Source organism: Marinimicrobium sp. C6131, assembly GCF_026153455.1.
GTDB lineage: Bacteria > Pseudomonadota > Gammaproteobacteria > Pseudomonadales > Cellvibrionaceae > Marinimicrobium.
Map to the genome: position 1 here is coordinate 1,514,940 of NZ_CP110629.1, position 17,780 is coordinate 1,532,719.

At 59.7% G+C, this 17,780-nt stretch carries 16 protein-coding genes and 1 tRNA gene; 7 read left to right on the forward strand and 10 right to left on the reverse strand.

The genetic code is table 11. The features are described 5' to 3' along the window. Positions 1–15 precede the first annotated feature (15 nt). The 6 genes from OOT55_RS06460 to OOT55_RS06485 all read right to left on the reverse strand — a co-directional run bounded on the left by OOT55_RS06460 (position 16) and on the right by OOT55_RS06485 (position 6,120). Positions 16–1,161: a patatin-like phospholipase family protein gene (locus OOT55_RS06460; RefSeq protein ID WP_265368302.1), complete on the reverse strand. Its 1,146-nt coding sequence runs from the start codon at positions 1,159–1,161 to the stop codon at positions 16–18. Positions 1,162–1,180: 19 nt separating this feature from the next. Then, on the reverse strand, positions 1,181–2,809 hold the full coding sequence (locus OOT55_RS06465; protein ID WP_265368303.1) for an AMP-binding protein: 1,629 nt from the start codon (positions 2,807–2,809) through the stop codon (positions 1,181–1,183). Between the two features lie 180 nt (positions 2,810–2,989). Next, positions 2,990–3,796, reverse strand: coding sequence for a dienelactone hydrolase family protein (locus OOT55_RS06470; protein ID WP_265368304.1), 807 nt, complete (start codon positions 3,794–3,796; stop codon positions 2,990–2,992). Positions 3,797–3,909: 113 nt separating this feature from the next. Then, positions 3,910–4,221, reverse strand: coding sequence for a YqfO family protein (locus OOT55_RS06475; RefSeq protein ID WP_265368305.1), 312 nt, complete (start codon positions 4,219–4,221; stop codon positions 3,910–3,912). Between the two features lie 38 nt (positions 4,222–4,259). Next, positions 4,260–5,117 (reverse strand): CheR family methyltransferase, encoded by an 858-nt coding sequence (locus OOT55_RS06480; protein ID WP_265368306.1) that lies wholly within the window; start codon positions 5,115–5,117, stop codon positions 4,260–4,262. Positions 5,118–5,166: 49 nt separating this feature from the next. Further along, positions 5,167–6,120, reverse strand: a complete 954-nt coding sequence (locus OOT55_RS06485; protein ID WP_265368307.1) for a chemotaxis protein CheV — start codon at positions 6,118–6,120, stop codon at positions 5,167–5,169. Positions 6,121–6,344: 224 nt separating this feature from the next. Between OOT55_RS06485 and flgA the strand changes: the two genes are divergently transcribed. The 5 genes from flgA (at position 6,345) to OOT55_RS06510 (ending at position 9,028) form a co-directional block, all read left to right on the forward strand. Further along, positions 6,345–7,115 (forward strand): flagellar basal body P-ring formation chaperone FlgA, encoded by a 771-nt coding sequence (gene flgA / locus OOT55_RS06490; protein WP_265368308.1) that lies wholly within the window; start codon positions 6,345–6,347, stop codon positions 7,113–7,115. Between the two features lie 140 nt (positions 7,116–7,255). Next, positions 7,256–7,570 (forward strand): flagellar biosynthesis anti-sigma factor FlgM, encoded by a 315-nt coding sequence (gene flgM, locus OOT55_RS06495; RefSeq protein WP_265368309.1) that lies wholly within the window; start codon positions 7,256–7,258, stop codon positions 7,568–7,570. A gap of 76 nt (positions 7,571–7,646) precedes the next feature. After that, a complete protein-coding gene (locus tag OOT55_RS06500; protein ID WP_265368310.1) occupies positions 7,647–8,126 on the forward strand; it encodes a flagella synthesis protein FlgN in 480 nt (159 codons plus the stop codon). 79 nt (positions 8,127–8,205) lie between these two features. Then, positions 8,206–8,281, forward strand: a tRNA-Arg gene (locus tag OOT55_RS06505). Between the two features lie 36 nt (positions 8,282–8,317). Continuing rightward, positions 8,318–9,028, forward strand: coding sequence for a 16S rRNA (uracil(1498)-N(3))-methyltransferase (locus tag OOT55_RS06510; protein ID WP_265368311.1), 711 nt, complete (start codon positions 8,318–8,320; stop codon positions 9,026–9,028). Between the two features lie 10 nt (positions 9,029–9,038). On the opposite strand, the gene OOT55_RS06515 is transcribed toward OOT55_RS06510, so the two are convergent. From OOT55_RS06515 to ttcA, 3 genes are all read right to left on the reverse strand, one after another. After that, the gene (locus OOT55_RS06515; RefSeq protein WP_265368312.1) at positions 9,039–11,483 is read right to left on the reverse strand and encodes a putative bifunctional diguanylate cyclase/phosphodiesterase; all 2,445 of its coding nucleotides are present in this window, start codon (positions 11,481–11,483) and stop codon (positions 9,039–9,041) included. Positions 11,484–11,622: 139 nt separating this feature from the next. After that, the gene (gene ald, locus OOT55_RS06520; protein ID WP_265368313.1) at positions 11,623–12,735 is read right to left on the reverse strand and encodes an alanine dehydrogenase; all 1,113 of its coding nucleotides are present in this window, start codon (positions 12,733–12,735) and stop codon (positions 11,623–11,625) included. Between the two features lie 63 nt (positions 12,736–12,798). Further along, entirely contained in the window at positions 12,799–13,680 is an 882-nt protein-coding gene (ttcA, locus tag OOT55_RS06525) for a tRNA 2-thiocytidine(32) synthetase TtcA (protein WP_265368314.1), read from the reverse strand. Between the two features lie 211 nt (positions 13,681–13,891). Between ttcA and OOT55_RS06530 the strand changes: the two genes are divergently transcribed. Together OOT55_RS06530 and OOT55_RS06535 are read left to right on the forward strand one after the other, a co-directional pair. Beyond that, positions 13,892–14,644: a flagellar brake protein gene (locus tag OOT55_RS06530; protein WP_265368315.1), complete on the forward strand. Its 753-nt coding sequence runs from the start codon at positions 13,892–13,894 to the stop codon at positions 14,642–14,644. A 132-nt stretch (positions 14,645–14,776) separates the two neighbouring features. Continuing rightward, the gene (locus OOT55_RS06535) at positions 14,777–16,348 is read left to right on the forward strand and encodes a methyl-accepting chemotaxis protein (RefSeq protein WP_265368316.1); all 1,572 of its coding nucleotides are present in this window, start codon (positions 14,777–14,779) and stop codon (positions 16,346–16,348) included. A 10-nt stretch (positions 16,349–16,358) separates the two neighbouring features. Here OOT55_RS06535 and gorA read toward each other — a convergent pair whose 3' ends face one another. After that, positions 16,359–17,726, reverse strand: a complete 1,368-nt coding sequence (gorA, locus tag OOT55_RS06540) for a glutathione-disulfide reductase (protein WP_265368317.1) — start codon at positions 17,724–17,726, stop codon at positions 16,359–16,361. Positions 17,727–17,780 lie beyond the last annotated feature (54 nt).

Below are 17,780 nucleotides of genomic sequence, written 5' to 3' on the forward strand. Positions count from 1 at the left end.
CAGGGTCTCCAGGGTTTATCCGTTCTGTACACCGAAAAAGGGTTTCAATCGATCGGCTTCCCACATGGTGTCCTGATAGCCGAGTTCCATCAATTCACGGATGAAAGACTGATGAAACAACAGGTAACTGGCCGCTGTCGCGCCACCGCCTTTGGCCGTTGCACCGATGGCCCGCAGGAAAAAGCGCAGACTTTTGGGCAGGTTTCGCACCTTGCGCCCGGCAATATTGTCCAACTCCCGGGAGGGCGAGATAATCCGGTTGTCCACCGCACGCAACGGCAAATTGGACGCAGCGAGCTTATCTTCAGGAATCATCCCGACCAACTCGTTGATGCGCTCAAGATGCTCGAGGTCGCCTTCCAGCGCATCGATAAATGCGCTGTTAAACAGCTGCCCTACAATCTGGGCCATGGACGGAGAGTGTCGCACGGTGCGTCGATGAATCGGTTTTCGGGCCTCGCGATTGCCGCTCACCCCGACGATAAACAGGGATTCAGCTCCCAGGTGCAAGGCCGGGCTGATGGGCGCCAATTGGCGAAGCGCACCATCGCCGAAGTATTCCCGGTGGATGCGTACCGCCGGGAAGATCGTCGGAATGGCCGACGAAGCCAGTAAATGCTCCAGCTTCAGCCGGGTCGGCATACCCACCCGTCGGTGGCGGTTCCAGCCCTCCAATTCAGGCGCCCCCTGAAAAAAACTGACCGACTGCCCCGAGCTGTATCCCATGGCATTGACCGCCACTGCATGCAGCTTGCCACTGGCAATGGCCGCATCGAGATTCTCAAACCGGACCGAAGTACCCAGCAGGTGCCACAGTGGGCCGTTGTCCAGCATGGACAACGGCCGGGTGCGGCCTACGCCTTCGTTGAACAGGGAGAAACCGAGCAGACCCAGACCTCGCGCCAGGTCACTCCAGCCGTGCCGGTACACATGGCCCGGAGTCAGACGTTGCCAGATACCCGCCAGGGATTGCACCGACTCGCGAAAATTGCCCGGGTGACACGCCAACGCAAGGGCATTGATTGCGCCCGCCGACGTACCACAGATGATCGGGAACGGATTGACGGTTTCGGCTGGCAGAATATTGGCCAGCGCCTGTAACACACCCACCTGGTAGGCGGCACGCGCGCCGCCTCCAGAGAGAATCAGGGCTCTTTTCATGAACACTCTCTAGCTGATGTCACGCACCACCGGTATCCGCTGGTTCCTCGTCCCGCAGCTTGCGCCGCAACACCTTGCCCACATTGGACTTGGGCAACTCATCTCGAAACTCCACCTCATGAGGTACTTTGTAAGGTGTCAGGTTTTCCTTGGCAAACTCCCGCACTTCCTGAACCGTCATGGTGCGGGTGGCGACGATGTATGCCTTCACCAACTCGCCACTCTCCTCATCCGGCACACCCACAACCGCGGCTTCGACAATGTCGGGGTGGGTACAGAGCACATCTTCCACCTCGTTCGGGAAAACCTTGAACCCGGAAACATTGATCATGTCTTTCTTGCGGTCAACAATCCGGATGTAACCATCCTCCTGAATGATGGCCATATCGCCGGTTCTGAACCAACCCTCATCATCCAGCACCTCCCGGGTTTCCTCCGGTCGATTCCAATAACCCTTCATGACCTGCGGACCGCGAACACAGAGTTCACCCGGCTCCCCCCTGGGCAGCGACTGTCCGTCCTCGTCGATCACCTTGCATTCCGTGTCCGGCATGGGCAGCCCGACGGTGCCCTGCTGAATCGCGCCCGGTGGATTGATGGAGACCACCGGTGAGGTTTCCGTCAGGCCATAGCCTTCGAAAATCCCGACACCGGTGACCTCTTTCCAGCGCCTTGCGGCGGCGGCCGTCAGCGCCATGCCGCCCGAAGCCGTCAATCGCAAATGACTGAAATCCAGGCGGGCGAAATCCGGGTCTCGGCACAGAGCGTTGAACAGCGTGTTCAATCCCACAAAGCAGGTAAAGGGCTTGCCTTTGAGCGTTTTGACAAAGCCTTTGATATCCCGCGGATTGGGAATAAGCAGGTTATGATTGCCCAGGGACAGCGCCGAAGTAATGTGCAGCGTAAAGGCATAGATGTGATAGAGCGGCAGGGGCGCGATGTAGTATTCCTGGTTGACCCGGAACTCACCCTCCATGTGCTTGTTCACCTGGAGCATGTTGGCAACCAGATTGCGGTGGGTCAGCATGGCGCCTTTGGCGACCCCGGTGGTGCCTCCGGTATACTGGAGCACGGCAACATCGTCCGGGGACTGTTCTACCTTGCGGTATGCTCCCTGGGCGAGGCTGAGTGCCTGGCGGAACTCGACCTGTCGTGGAAAATGGAAGGCCGGCACCATGCGTTTGATGTACTTGATGACGGCGTTAAGCAGCACCCGTTTCACGGGCGGATGAAGATCCGCCAACTCCGTCACAATCACCTGCTCGACATCGGTTTCAGCGACAATCGACGCAGCCTTGTCCGCGATGTTGGCCAAAACAACCAGCGCCCGTGCGCCCGAGTCCTGCAACTGATGTTTGACTTCCCGAGCGGCGTACAACGGGTTGGTATTGACCACCACCAAGCCGGCGCGCAGCGCCCCCAAAAGAGCCACCGGGTACTGCAGAATATTGGGAAGCTGTATCGCGATACGGTCGCCCGGTTGAAGATCGGTCTGCTGCTGCAAATAGGCCGCAAACCGGCTGGAGAGACGGTCGAGATCACCGTACGTCAGCGTATGGCCAAGACAGGTGAACGCGTCGCTGCGCTCGAACTGACGCAATGCCTCATCCAGAACCGACACGACGGTGCGGTCGTAATCTAGGGTCATAATCACTGTACTCCATCTCGGGGCCCGCTCCGTCTTCCTGTGAACCGCGGTGCCGGGCATCATTTAGTGTTATCTACAGTGATTATCGGTGCCCTGCCAAGGACTTGCAACCGATGCCCCTCACTTTTACCCTCACCACGTCGTCAGGACCTGACGGCGTGGTGAATCGATCATCAACCGCTAACGGAACAGTGCTTCCAGAAACTGTTGCGTTTTGTGCCATGAATCGGCATCGGCGCTGGCATCGTATGCCAGAGGCAATTCAAACCGACGCCCCAGTTCGCTGGCTTCCGGGTTGGTAAAGCCGTGCTTGGCACCCGGGTAGTTCACAACCTCATAGTCCACGTTGGCCCGGGTCATTTCCGCCTCAAAGTCCGCCACCTGCTCGGCGGGCACCATGGGGTCCGCCTCGCCGTTGAACACTCTGACCGCGGCCTTGACCTCCCCCGGTTGAGCCGGCGAGTCCGTGGCCAGCATGCCGTGATAACTCACCACACCATCCAGATCGACGCCCGCACGCGCCATATTCAGGACCACGGCACCACCAAAACAATAGCCCAGAGCCGCGATGTCATCCGGGGCCACCATGGGCTGTTCGCGCAATACCGAGAGCGCCTCGGTGAACCGGGCTTTGGCGGCCTCCCTATCGCTCATCACCGCCTGCATGAATTCATTCGCCTGGCTGGGATGATCGGCGTATTTGTCCGAGCCATACATGTCCAGGGCAAATGCGGCATAACCGAGTCTGGCCAGCATGTCGGCGCGCTGGCGAACGTATTCGCCGTGCCCCCACCATTCGTGCACAATCAACACACCCGGGCGGGGTCCACTGACTTCGGAGTCATAGGCCAGGTAACCGGTGAAGGTCTCACCACCGACCTGGTAATCGATTTCGCGGGTTTGCAGCTCTGCGTGTGCTGTGGCACAGACCGAGAGCAGGCTGCCGGTCAGCGTCCAGCGGATCAGACGAGGGATCAGGTTGTTCATGTTGGGGACTCCTTTTTCCTTTGAGGGAGAGGTTAACCATCGGACTGGGCTATACGCGACAATAACCGTCTTGTATCACTGTGAATCCATCCGGAATAATAACGACCTGCGTCTCAGATATCCGCCAGCTGCCAGACATCGTACGCTGGCTCCTCGTAGGGATGGGCCGCCCGCAGTGCCGCAATCGCCGGGTGAATCAGGTCGTCTGCGCATACCAGTTCCACGCGATATTCGGCCACGCGCTCGACGTCACCTTGGCGCCCGAGGAAGGGCTGACTGCCCTCCAGGGGCCGGAATTGGCCCTGCCCGAGACTCTGCCAACAGCAGCAGTCATAGTCACCAATCCTTCCGGCCCCGGTCGCAAATACCGCGGCCTTGACCGTTTCAAGGTGGCTTTCGGGAACGAAAAAAGCCAGTTTGTACACGGCGTCTCTCCTTCGTCAGGTCAACCCGTCACTGGATGCTATTTGGCGCGATACAGAATGCCCGGATCACACCGGACCATTTCAAACAGATGGGACGCTCCCGCCAACCCTTCCGACGATCCCAGAAACAGGATGCCGCCCGGTTTGAGCGAGCCGTGAATTTTTTCCAGGATGCGCCGCTTGAGCTCCGCATTGAAATAAATCAGGACATTCCGGCAAAAAACGACATCAAATTTTCCCAGCCCCGCGTAGGAGTCCAGCAGGTTCCAGGCTTTGAATTCTATTCGATCCCGGACCAGAGGTTTCACCCGCCAGACGTTGTCCCGCGGGTTGTCAAAATAACGTTCGAGCCGCTCAGTCGAAAGACCACGCACCACCGACAGGCGATCATATTCACCCCGTTTGGCCTGGTCCAGCACAATGGAGGAAAGGTCCGTCGCGACAATTTGTACCGGCCGGGCCAGAGCGCCCATACGCTGCCGACGAAACTCCTCCACCATCATGCTGATCGAGTATGGTTCCTGGCCCGAAGAGCAGGCCGCAGACCAGATCCGGATCGGCCCCGCCATACGATGCTCGGTCTGCATCCAGGCCGGCAACAGGGTGTTGCGCAAGTACTCGAAGGGGTAGATATCACGAAACCAGAAGGTTTCGTTGGTGGTCATGACATCAATGACCTGCTCTTTCAGGCGGCGGTTACTGTTCTGCTTGAGCGCTCTGACCAGATCACTGAACGAGGACAACTGGTACTCCTCGAGCAGGCGTCGGATGCGGTTGGAAACCAGGTACTGTTTATTGTCACCCAGCGCAATGCCACAGGCGTCCTGCAGAAACTGACGAAAGTGATCAAATTCCGCCTGATCAAAATTGTCGCGTTTTCCCGCCGCATTACTCATCAATACTTACCGCTCAAAAGTACACTCCCACGGTGGTATGAACCACCCCTCATTCCTGTTGCTCCAGCAGATCTTCACCGGTCATGGCCCTGACCCGATCATTGACCTGGCGCGCGAGTTCATCCGGGCTGAACTTCGCCAGAAAAGCGTCGGCCCCGACCTTCCTGACCATCGCCTGATTGAAGACGCCGCTGAGCGAAGTGTGCAGTAAAATGTGCAGTCCCTTCAAATCCGGATGGTTGCGCACCTCGGCCGTAAAGGTATAGCCATCCATCTCCGGCATCTCAATATCCGAGATGATCATCACCAGTGCCTCATCCGGATTCTGTCCCTGAGCCACCATATCCAGCAGATAGTCCAGCGCTTCCCGCCCGTCCTTTTTGAGCGTCGTCTGAATGCCGATAGACTGCATCACCCGTTGCACCTGCTTGCGGGCGATGACCGAGTCGTCCACGATCAGAACATGCTTCTGAACCACCCGCTCACTGAGCCCCTCTTCGAGCACCCCGGCACTGATCTGCTCGTTGACCGGTGCCGCTTCCGCCAGAATTTTTTCGACATCCACAATCTCCACCAGCTCGCCATCCACCTCGGTGACCGCCGTCAGATAATGCGCCTTGCCCGCGCCCCGCGGTGGCGGATGAATGTCGCTCCAGTTCATGTTGACGATCCGGTCAACCCCTCGCACCAGAAACCCCTGGGCCGTGCGGTTGTACTCGGTAATAATGACAAAGCTGGACCGTATGTCCTCCAGGGGCGCCTTGCCGATGGCCTGATTCATATCCATGATCGACAGGGTACCACCGCGGATATGAGCCACGCCCCGCACCACCGGATTCCGTCCCGGGATGGCATTCAACGGCGGGCACGGTAAAACTTCCTTCACCTTGAACACGTTGATTCCATACAACTGCCGTCCTCCCAAGCGGAACAATAGCAGCTCCAGTCGGTTCTCACCCACCAGACGTGTTCTCTGGTTCACATTATCCAATACTCCGGCCATGAAAGCCCCTTCTACCTCTGATTCGTTGAACAGTCAGTGATCTGCCTGACATGTGGGTACGCCTGCGCAGTATGGGCAGATGCCCCCAAGCAATCACGGCGAGCAATTCGCCGCACGGCACGCTCCTTGCTTCATAACTGCCGATAGTGCCGTTAGCGGCTGAAAACCGTCGCGCTTTAACGGTCGGTCTGCTTCGCAGTCATGCACAAAGAATAGGACAAAAGATGGGTCCCTGTCGCCTTTTTAACAGCCTGACCGGCCGCCTCCCCCGTGGGGCGGGCCTGTTCTGTCGGCGATTGGCAGGTGCATTGATACTGTTCCTGTTGACCAGCGCGTCCCTGGCCCGCCCGGAGACCCCGCATCAGCAGGATCTGGACCAACTCAGAGCCGACGTGAAGCAATACTTGCAGGCGCACTACCGGATACCGCAGATAAAACAGGCCAGGGTTACCGTGGGCCGGTTGGACAGTCGCCTGCGCCTCAAGGCCTGCGAAGCGCCCCTCGCCCTGTCGGTGAACGATGAAGAGCGCAGTGGCGGAAATCTGACAGTGCACACGCGCTGCCCCGGCCCCACCGCCTGGGCCCTGTACGTGCCAGCCGAGGTGGCGGTGTACCGTGAAGTCGCCGTGGCCAGCCGGAGCCTGGGCCGGGGGCACCGGATCTCGCCCAGTGATATGACCATGGAGTTGAGAGATACCGGCCAGTTGCGTCAAGGTTTTGTCGTCGACGCTGACTCCGCGCTTGGCAAAGAGCTCCGCCGTCCCCTGAAAGCCGGGGAACCGATCCGGCTCGGATTACTGACCGAGCCGACGGTGGTGGAGCGCGGCGATCAGGTGCGGCTGCGCGCCCAAACCGGCAACATCAGTGTTGATACCATGGGAACGGCGCTGAGCTCCGGTCGGGTTGGTGACCAGATCCGGGTGCGCAATGACCGTTCAGAGCGTATTGTGAGGGGACGAGTCACCGGGCCGGGCTCGGTTGAAGTGATTTTATAACGCGACATGGGTCACATTTATACAAAAAGAGTATTAAAGTTATAAGGATGCCGGCCGATAGCCCGGTCAGAAGCCCGCATTCTGGCAGGCTCCCGGCCTTCCCGGCCGGCATCATCGAATATTTTGTTGGGGAACAGAAGATGGTTATTGATTCAAACAACGGTATCAAGCCCGGCAGCAACGGTGGTAACAGCCGCCCGACCACGGTGGCACCCCGCGAATCCGGCCCTCAGTCCGGTGCGGCCGGCAGCCCGCGCCCGGCCAGCCGCGACAGCGTTGAACTCAGTGCAGAGGCACAGAGCATGAACCGCCTGGAAGAAAACCTCGCGCAACTGCCGGATGTCGACGTCGAACGCGTCGCCAGTCTGAAGCAGGCGATCGCCGAAGGGCGGTTCGAGATTGATGCCGAGCGCATCGCGCAGAATATGCTGAATCAGGAAGACCTGCTGGGATAACCCACACCGGCCCGGCGGTCCCCCAACGCCGTCAGGGCCGACGTATTGTCGATGATCCGCCAGAACCGAGGCCAATATGACCCCCTCAGCTGAATCCGTCAGCCAGATGCTGACCCAGGACACCCAGACCATCGAGGAGCTCAGGCAAGTACTGCTGAGTGAACGCGAAGCACTGGAACAGCGTAACCTGGACGCTTTACCTCCGCTCATAGACGCCAAAAACCGGACCATGGCCGCGCTGGGAGAGCATGCTCTGCAACGTCAAAGCTGGCTGGACGCCGCCAAGCTCCCCCACGACCACGAAGGCTGGCAGCAATGGCTCCAGCAACGCCCCGACACCCGGGCCCAGGCCGCGCAGTGGCAAGTGCTCGCGGATCAGTTTGAAGCCTGTCGGGCACTCAACGAAATCAACGGCAAGATCATCCAGCGCTCCCGGCAGACCGTGGGTACGCTTCTCGATCTGCTCAGAGGGCAGAGCACCGATGGCCCTTCCCTGTACAACGCCCAGGGCCGCTCCGGCTCCCAGGGCGGCTCCCAGACCCTGGTCAAAGCCTGAAGCCGGCCTTGTGCCGGCGCAAGGCTTTTTAGTATAGTTGCCGCCCCTGTCGGCGCGCCGGGCCAGCGCTGCAGCCGATGTCCCCGTCGATTAACAGGATAAATCCTCCGCCTCCTAAGCGGAAGCTCCAGGTTCGAGTCCTGGCGGGGACGCCATTTTGTCGATTCAACGCCCGCAACCGGTCACCCCCAATGAACTTACTGTTGCTTGCCGACAGCGACCTGCTCAGTCCCACGGTGGCCGACCTGTCGGATAAGCGCCGCCTCGACCATATTCTTCAGGTGCTCAAGCCCCAGCTCGGTGACCGCCTGACCGTTGGCCGACTGAACGGCGACTGGGGCACCGGGGAAGTGACCGAACTGAGCCGGGAACGAATCCGGTTGTCCCTGACGCTGGATCGTCCGCCTCCGGAACCTCTGCCCCTGACGCTGGTTCTCGCCCTGCCCCGTCCCCAACAGATCAAGCGGATATTGCAGACCGTCGCCGGCAGCGGCGTCAAAGCGCTGCACCTGATTCACAGCCGTCGAGTGGAGAAAAGCTATTGGCAGTCGCCCAGCCTCCATTCCGACGCGGTGGAGGCTCAGTTGCAACTGGGGTTGGAACAGGGGTGCGACACCGTTATGCCGCAGGTGCACTACCATCGCCAGTTCAAACCGTTTGTGGAGGACACGCTGCCCGGGTTGATCGAAGGCCGACGTGCCATGGTGGCACATCCCTATCAGGCCATTCCCTGTCCGGCACAGGTGCGAACGCCCGTTACCTTGTTGGTGGGCCCGGAGGGCGGGTTCAATGAATACGAAATCGGGCGATTCAGCGAACTGGGCATTCAGTCGGTACACCTGGGGCCCCGCATCCTCAAAACCGAAATTGCCATCCCCTACCTGCTGGGCCGCCTGTTCTGATAGCGGGACCTCAGACAGAGACGGTATTCTCCGCCAGCATGTCATCGAATTTCGCCAGAGTGACGCCGGGACTGAAATAGAACCCCTGGTAGTAGTGACAACCGTACCGCTGAAGAATATCGAACTGGGCCTCTGACTCCACCCCTTCGGCAATGACATCCAGATCCAGCAGACGACCCATGGTAATGATCGTTTCCACCAAAACCCGATCATTGTGATCGTCCACAATATCGCGGACAAAACTCTGGTCGATTTTCAGCACGGTAACCGGTAGCTGTTTGAGGTAGCTGATGGAGGAGTAGCCGGTTCCAAAGTCGTCCAGAGAGAAGCTGATTCCCCGTTCTGCAAGGCGGCGCATGGTCACAATCGCCTCATCCACCTGATGGATTACGATTCCCTCTGTGACTTCCATTTCCAACGAGTTTTCGGGTATCGGGTAACGTTCCAGTGTTCGCAGGACATCGTCGGCAAAGGCGGTCCGACGAAACTGTCTGGGACTGATATTGATGCTCAGGCGCATACCCGGTTTCCACCACCCCTCTTGCCGCCAGTGCACCAGGGTCTCGCAAGCGCTTTCCAGCACCCATTGACCGACATCCAGAATCAACCCGGACGTTTCCAGAATGGGGATAAAATCGGCGGGAGAGACCACCCCTTTGGTTGGATGATGCCACCGCAGCAGCGCCTCGGCACCCACTATCGTTCCCGTTTCCATATCGACTTTGGGCTGATAATGCAGTGCAAACTGCCTGCCCTCCAGCGCCCGATGCAGGTCACCCTCCATCACCAACTGCCGGCTGACCTTGTCCGCCATCTCTTCGTTGAAAAATTCGATGGCGTCGCGTCCCTTCTCCTTGACCTGATACATGGCGGTATCGGCAAAGCGCAGCAACTCGTGCACCGAGCTGTTTTTATCGGGATAAATCACCACCCCGACACTGCAACTGATGCGCAAATCCAGGTTGTCGGTGTGGAACGGCCGGGAAATGATCCGCCGGATTTTCTCGCTGATTTCCCCGGCCCGTAACGCGGCGGTCGAGAGGTCGCTGTCCAGCACGGTCAAGACAACGACAAATTCATCACCGCTCAGACGGGCGACCAGATCTTCCTCCCGGACCGAGCTGACCAGCCGTTGCGCCACTTCCTTGAGCACCCTGTCTCCCACCGGGTGACCCAGAGAATCATTGATATTCTTGAACTGATCCAGATCGATGAATAATACGGCACCGCAATAACCGTGCCTCGTCGCCCGGCGAATTTCCAGCTCCAGACGTTCAACCAGTTGTACCCGGTTGGGCAGATTGGTCAGCGCATCATGGTGCGCCATATGTTCCATTTTGGCCTGGGCATTCTTCCGCTCGGTAATGTCCACCGACACCACCAGTGCAACCGTCTGATCATAGTAGTGCAGCGGCATGATGTGGCTCTGGAGGTAGAGAGTTTTCCCATCCCGGGTCACAAACGCCTCTTCATTGATTTCGACATCAATACCCTGGCGAATCACTCGTTGATCGTTCTGCAGAACAAGCTCGACATCGTCCACCGCCGTACGGAGCAGTTCGCGCACATCCTGTCCACGCATGGTGTCGACGTCACGCCCCACCAGATTGGCCAGCGCCTTGTTCGCGAACAGGTAGCGCCCCTCGATATCCCGGGCACCAATCATCACCGGCAGGCTGTCGATGATCTGACGCAGATGCCCCTCGCTTTTCCTCAGCGCCAGCTCCACAGCACGACGCTTGGCCAATGACAGGTCCACGGCATTCAGCAATTGATTGCTGCTGTCGAGCAACTGAGCCAGTTCATCCTGTCGACCGGGCAACGGCGTCAGGCGCCGAACCCCGGGCTCTTCCGGGTTGATACTTTTGATTTCACGAGACAGACGGGCCAGCGGCTTGGCCACCACAAAATAAAAAGCAAAAAACAGCAGCACCACCAGCAGCGCATTGCGAGCCAGCCCGGTGAGCAGATTGAGACCGGAGCGTTCGTAAAAGCCCTGCAGCGCCTGATCCATATCGACGGTAAAGGCCAGACCACCGGAAGCGGTCTGACCGTACCCCGGAATCGTCAGGTCGGAGTACAACCGCCGGGTTTCGTCGCTGATCAATGACGTCAGCCACCGGGTCTGGGAGGGCTTCTGCGCGGTCTGGCCTTCTGCGAGGGTATTACCGAGCTCGTCGGTCACCCGAACGCCAATGACGAAGTCATAGGCCAGCAGACCATTGACCACCTCGGCGGAAAGATCGTCATCCAGCGTGTGGACGGCCCGCATCGCCGGCGGCGTGGCGACCTCCATCACACGGCTGAATAACAGGTTCAGTTCCTTTCGCTGGTTGTCCAGGTCCAGGTACAGCTGCACGGAACTCATCAGCAGGCCAAGCAGAAAAGCCAGAATGATGCCGATTTTCGCCAGCCGGAAAGAAACTCCCTGAAAAAGCGAGGGTTCGTTCGTCATTTATGATTATTTTCCCGTGACTGTCAGTATCCTGGCCCGAGATCACCCACCGGCGAGCCCGCCGAATGAGCCGACCGCGGGGACTCTGGAGATGGCGCACCCACCGAGCCATCCTGTCGTTTATTTCAACAATCGTAGCTTACTCCGGTCCGCCGTCGAACGCTACCCATGGCTTGCCCAAAGCCCGGGCCACGGCCTCGTGAGTAATTTGCCCGCGATGCACATTGAGGCCCGCGCCCAGGCCGGGATCCCGCTTCAGGGCCTCAAGGCCATTCTGCGCCAGAGCCTGCACATAAGGCAAGGTGGCGTGACTCAGCGCCAACGTGGCGGTTCTGGCCGCGGCGGAGGGAATGTTCGCGACACAGTAGTGCACCACCCCATCCACAGAAAAGGTCGGTTGTCGGTGCGTGGTGGGCCTGGAGGTGGCGAAGCAGCCCCCCTGATCGATCGCCACATCAACCAGCACTGCCCCATGGGGCAAAACGCCCAGCTGCTCCCGGGACAGCAGTTTGGGGGCGGCGTCCCCCGTCACCAGCACGGCGCCAATCAGCAGATCGGTGCGAGGCAGTGCCTGCTCCAGCGCATCTTCGGTCGCGTACTCACAGACCAGGCGTCCGTGGAACGCCGCGTCGAGCTCCCTCAGACGCGTCAGAGACTTATCCAGAACTCTGACCCGGGCTCCCAACCCCAGCGCCATACGGGCGGCCTGAGTGCCCACAACGCCACCGCCGACAATCGTCACCCCCGCCGGAGAAACCCCCGGAACACCGCCCAACAGAATCCCCCGCCCGCCCTGGTGCAACTCCAGGTGGTGGGCTCCCGCCTGGGTGGCCAGACGACCGGCCACTTCGGACATGGGCGTCAGCAAAGGCAACCGCCCCGTTCGGTCCGTGACCGTCTCATAAGCGATACAGGAGGCGCCGGAGGCCATCAGGCCCTCGGCCTGTTCGGGGTCCGGCGCCAGGTGCAGAAAGGTAAACAGGATCTGGTCGGATCGGAGCTGACGGTACTCATCCGGCTGGGGTTCCTTGACCTTGACGATCAACTGGGCGTCTGCAAAGACGTCCCCGGCAGAGTCCACCATGGTGGCCCCCGCCGACTCATAGGCAGGGTCATCAAAACCGACCGCCGAGCCGGCCCCACGCTCTACCAACACTGGATGGCCCAGAGCGGTCAACTCACGCACGGCACTGGGGGTCAGGCCAACGCGGTATTCATCGGCCTTGATTTCCCGGGGTACGCCAATCCTCATAAACACCTCTCGGCATGGGATATGTGTACCCCGAGTATAGGGGCTGGCTATCGGTGAAGCTACTCAGGAAACCTGCAGCGCTGGAATAAACTGTTGAACACCAGACTCCGCTGGCCGCTCGTCCTCAGCGCCGGCCAATGCGTCCGGATCCACCGTCAGACCGGCGAAGTCGAACAGCTCGGTATCCGCCAGTTGCGAGGGGGCGACATTGCGGATCGCCGAAAAGATGGTCTCGGTACGTCCCGGGTGCTGGCGCTCCCAGTCGGCCAGCATCTGCTTGATCACCTGCCGCTGCAGGTTCTCCTGAGACCCACAAAGGTTACAGGGAATGATCGGAAAGGCCTTGTAATCGGCGAAATCCGCCAGGTCCTGTTCTTTGCAGTAGGCGAGCGGACGAATCAGGACGTTGCGTTTGTCGTCGGCGAGCAGTTTGGGAGGCATGGCCTTGAGCTTGCCCCCGTAGAACATGTTCAGAAACAGGGTTTCGATAATATCGTCCCGGTGGTGGCCCAGAGCGATTTTGGTCGCGCCGATCTCATTGGCAAAGCTGTACAGGGTGCCCCGACGCAGGCGTGAGCAGAGGCCACAGGTGGTTTTGCCTTCGGGAATGACGTCCTTGACGATGCTGTAGGTGTCGCGCTCAATGATGTGATAGGGCACCCCCACCTGTTCCAGGTACTCGGGCAGAATATGCTCGGGAAAGCCGGGCTGCTTCTGGTCCATGTTGACGGCAATCAGTTCGAAGCGGATAGGGGCGGTCTTCTGCAGGCTCATGAGGATGTCGAGCATGCCGTAGGAGTCTTTACCACCGGAGAGGCAGACCATGATCCGGTCGCCGTCTTCGATCATGTTGTAATCGGCAATGGCGCTGCCGACCTGACGACGCAGACGCTTCTGCAGTTTGTTGTATTCCAGGCGCTCTTTGCGCACGGCGGGCTGACTCATAATACTCTCGATGTTCGACGGTCCGAAAAATGCCGCCATTGTACGGATTTTAGCCGCCACAGGGAATTGCCGCCCATAGCGGCAACCGTCTGCCGCTTTGTCTACTGAAACCTGGCTCTTTTGGGACTTCGCATTCTGGCACACCCATTGCAAACTCACTCGTAACCGGCAAAGAACCGTCCGTTTTATCGACCTGGAATACGAGTCACCTATGGCCCTGTTGCGAGCACTGCTGCAAAAATTCTCCGCCAACGAAGCCTCTGAGCTAGCGGTATCCGCCCCGCAAGCTCCAAGGCCCGAACCCGCGTGCGCCAGACACCTGCGTCCCCTGGCCGACCGTCGCCAGCTGCTCGCCGTGCGCCACCGGGGGCGTGAATACCAAAGCCTGATTCTCGCCCTCGACACCGACCGGCAACTGCTCTGGCTCGACGAACTCTTCCCCCGGGCCATCAACCTCGAACCCGGCGACGACCTGACCCTCAGTCACCACGAAAACGGCCAGCTGTTCGAATTCAGCGCACCGGTGGTTGGCTGGAGCACCCCCCAGCGAACCGGTGGGCTCGCCCTGCCCTTCCCCGAGCAATTCTACATGGGCCCCCGGCGCCGCTGGCCCCGGCTGAACGTATTCGGCTGGTACCCCATCAGCGCCCGTCTGGGTGTACCGGGACTTTCACCCCTTTGCGGCGAAGTCCTCAACCTTTCCGCCGGCGGCATGCGACTCGGGCTGACCGGTGACTGGCGGCCATTTCTCCATCACCGGGACATATTGCCCCTGTGTGAATTCACCGTCGCCCCGGGACTCAAGGTTCGCTGCCGGGTGCGGGTCTGTGCCTTCAACCTCAGCCACCGCCCCTGGCGCCAGACCCGGGTGAGCCTGGCCTTTGTCGACCTTGCCGGTGAAACCCAAGCCGCACTGGCTGCATTCGTCGTCGCCCAGCAGAGCCGGGCTCTGGCCGCAGCCTAAACACAAAACTTCTCTCAACTTAACGCCCGAGTGGTCGATAACGCCGGTAACTGGGCTACCCTTAAAGCGGTAGCCTCAATAAACCCAAAGGCACCTGCTATACGTTATCGCGGTTACCGCTAAGGACAATGTATGCGTAATAACGGCCCCGTGACTGGCCGCAACGTACCGGTGAAATCGGGCGACGAGCTGGTCTCATCGACCGACACCAAAGGTACCATCCTTTTCTGCAACGACACTTTTCAGGAAATCTCCGGTTTTTCCCGGGATGAGCTGATCGGCCAACCGCACAATGTGATTCGCCACCCCGAGATGCCCGAGGCCGTGTTCGGCCTGATGTGGGGTGCCCTGAAGAGTGGCAGGCCCTGGATGGGCATCGTCAAAAACCGGTGCAAGAACGGCGATCACTACTGGGTGGACGCCTATGTCACGCCGCTGCGGGAGCAGGGCCAGGTCCGGGGCTACGAATCCGTGCGAGTTCACCCCGATGCGCAGAGGGTAGCCCGGGCCGAAGCGAGCTACCGACGGATGCGTGCCGGCAAACCCGCCTGTCCGCTGTGGTTGAGTCTCTGGCACAGCGCACGCACGGCCGTGCAGGTCGCCGGAATTGCACTCCTGATTCTGTTGGCCGGCAGTTGGGTGCTGGGTCTGTTGAGCCCACTGACAGCCCTGGCGGCCCTGGTGGGCAGCGTGGTCATCGGAGGCGTTACCCAGGCACTGCTCGCACAACACCTTAACGTCAGCATCGCCCAGGCTCGCGCCATTATGCACGACCCGATTGCGGCCTACATTTACACCGGACGCAGCGATGCATTGGGGGAAATCGAATTTGCACAGTTGGCCTTGCGAGCGCGTCTGCGCACCACCCTCGGGCGATTCGGGGAGTCGGCCCGGGAACTGCACGGTCATGCGGCGGAGGCGCAACGGCAGGCCGCACAGACCCATCGCGGTATGGACGAGCAACAGCGGGAAACCTCGCGTGTTGCCGTGGCCATGCAGCAGATGGCACAGGCGGTCCAGGAAGTGGCCAGTGGTGCATCCGATACCTCTGACGCGACCCGCAGCGCGATCGGTGAGGTCCAGCGTGGCGATCAGGTGATTCAGACTGCCAGTGGCGCCATCAGTGAGCTGTCGCAACAGGTAGACAGCCTTGGCCAGGTACTGGCGCGTCTGACCGCCGACAGCGGTGAGATCGCCAAAGTGGTGGACGTGATCCGGGGCATCGCCGAGCAGACCAACCTTCTGGCTCTGAATGCGGCGATCGAAGCCGCCCGCGCCGGTGAGCAGGGGCGTGGGTTTGCGGTGGTGGCGGATGAGGTGCGCACCCTGGCCCAGCGCACCCAGGATTCCACCGGGCACATTCGCAACATCATTGAAAAGCTGGGCGAGGCCACCGGCCAGGCCGGTGACAGCATGGAGCAGTGCCTGCAACTGGTCGATCGCAGCGTGGGCGAGATGGACAATGTGAAGCACGCCCTGACCGCCATTTCCGGGGCGGTGGAGAAAATCGACCAGATGTCGCATCAGATTGCGTCAGCGGCCGAAGAGCAGTCTGTGACGGCTCTGGACATTGAGCAGAACACCCAGCACATCAGCGAGATTTCCGACCGGACCCAAAAAGAGGTGGCCGATGCGGAAGCGCTCAATAAGGAAATGGAGCAGTTGTCCGAGCGTCAATTGAACCTTATTGTGCGCTTTAACTGATTCCGGACGCTCACTGGCTGTCTCTGGCAACCGGCTGGCGGAGCGTGACAAATTCCTCAGCCAGGGTCGGATGAATACCGATGGTGCGATCAAAGTCCGCTTTGGTGGCACCCGCGGTCATGGCCACACCCAAGCCCTGCATGATCTCGGCCGCCTCGGGACCGACCATATGGCATCCCAGCACCCGATCCGTATCCCGATCGACAATCAGCTTTACCAACGCCCGCTCATCGATATTCGGCAGGGTAAATTGCATCGGCCGGAACGAGCCCCGGTAAATGTCCACATTGGCACACACCTTCCTGGCTTGCTCCTCGGTCATGCCGCAGCTGGCCATGGGCGGCTGACTGAAAACCGCCGTGGGAATATGCCGGTAGTCCACCCGCTCGTTCATTCCACCGAACAGATTGCGAGCCAGCGCCATCCCCTGGGCCAGAGCCACCGGGGTCAACTCGTCAGGGCCGGTCACATCACCGAGTGCATAGACGGAGGGTTCATCCGTCTGAAAGTCGTCGTTGACAAGAATGCGCCCATTCTCATTCAGTCGCACCGCCGTATTCTGCAGTCCCAGCCTTTCCGTTTTCGGCTTGCGTCCAGTGGCGTACATGACCTGGCCGACGGTGAGCGAACCTTCCTGGTTGGTGTGAACCGTCAGTTCATCGTCCGAGATTTTTTCAATGCGCGTGACGTCGGTATTGAAGTGCAGGTGGATGCCTTTCTTGGGTAGTTCCTGTGCCAGATGCGTGCGCACATCCTCATCGAATCCGCGCAGGAACAACTCCCCCCGGTAGCACAAATGGGTTTCGACCCCAAGGCCACTGAAAATACCCGCGAACTCCACCGCAATATAACCACCACCGACGATCACTATGCGCTCGGGCAAGCTGTCCAGATAGAAGGCTTCGTTGGAGGAAATGGCATGCTCGATCCCCGGCACGTCGGGCATCCAGGGCCAACCACCCACGGCAATCAGAATGCGTTCGGCGGTATAGGTACTATCGCCGACGGCAACGGTGTGTCCGTCGAGCAGCGTGCCGGTGCCGTTGATGATTTCCACCCCGGCGGTGTTGAGCAGTTTGTCGTACACCTGATTGAGTCGTTCGATTTCCCGGTCTTTGTTGTCGCGCAGTTCCTGCCAGTCAAACTTGATGGCGCCGGCGTGCCAACCGTAACCCGGAGCGGCGTGAAAGGTTTCACGATAGTGGGAAGCAAACACAAACAGTTTTTTGGGTACGCAACCGACATTGACGCAGGTACCACCCAGGTAGCGCTCTTCAATGATCCCCACCTTGGCCCCAAACTGCGCCGCAAACCGACTGGCCCGCACCCCTCCGGACCCCGCGCCGATCACCAGCAAATCGTAATCGTATTGGCTCATGTTTATCGTTGCTCCTGTCGGTTGTTGTTCTCGAAACGTTCGTCGATATCTAGT

Coding starts and splice junctions, on each gene's coding strand:
- OOT55_RS06535 (WP_265368316.1), top strand. CDS start 14,777: ATGCGTAATAACGGCCCCGTGACTGGCCGCAACGTACCGGTGAAATCG.
- ttcA (WP_265368314.1), bottom strand. CDS start 13,680: ATGAGTCAGCCCGCCGTGCGCAAAGAGCGCCTGGAATACAACAAACTG.
- OOT55_RS06485 (WP_265368307.1), bottom strand. CDS start 6,120: ATGGCCGGAGTATTGGATAATGTGAACCAGAGAACACGTCTGGTGGGT.
- OOT55_RS06460 (WP_265368302.1), bottom strand. CDS start 1,161: ATGAAAAGAGCCCTGATTCTCTCTGGAGGCGGCGCGCGTGCCGCCTAC.
- OOT55_RS06470 (WP_265368304.1), bottom strand. CDS start 3,796: ATGAACAACCTGATCCCTCGTCTGATCCGCTGGACGCTGACCGGCAGC.
- OOT55_RS06480 (WP_265368306.1), bottom strand. CDS start 5,117: ATGAGTAATGCGGCGGGAAAACGCGACAATTTTGATCAGGCGGAATTT.
- OOT55_RS06530 (WP_265368315.1), top strand. CDS start 13,892: ATGGCCCTGTTGCGAGCACTGCTGCAAAAATTCTCCGCCAACGAAGCC.
- OOT55_RS06465 (WP_265368303.1), bottom strand. CDS start 2,809: ATGACCCTAGATTACGACCGCACCGTCGTGTCGGTTCTGGATGAGGCA.
- flgM (WP_265368309.1), top strand. CDS start 7,256: ATGGTTATTGATTCAAACAACGGTATCAAGCCCGGCAGCAACGGTGGT.
- OOT55_RS06500 (WP_265368310.1), top strand. CDS start 7,647: ATGACCCCCTCAGCTGAATCCGTCAGCCAGATGCTGACCCAGGACACC.
- OOT55_RS06510 (WP_265368311.1), top strand. CDS start 8,318: ATGAACTTACTGTTGCTTGCCGACAGCGACCTGCTCAGTCCCACGGTG.
- flgA (WP_265368308.1), top strand. CDS start 6,345: ATGGGTCCCTGTCGCCTTTTTAACAGCCTGACCGGCCGCCTCCCCCGT.
- gorA (WP_265368317.1), bottom strand. CDS start 17,726: ATGAGCCAATACGATTACGATTTGCTGGTGATCGGCGCGGGGTCCGGA.
- OOT55_RS06515 (WP_265368312.1), bottom strand. CDS start 11,483: ATGACGAACGAACCCTCGCTTTTTCAGGGAGTTTCTTTCCGGCTGGCG.
- ald (WP_265368313.1), bottom strand. CDS start 12,735: ATGAGGATTGGCGTACCCCGGGAAATCAAGGCCGATGAATACCGCGTT.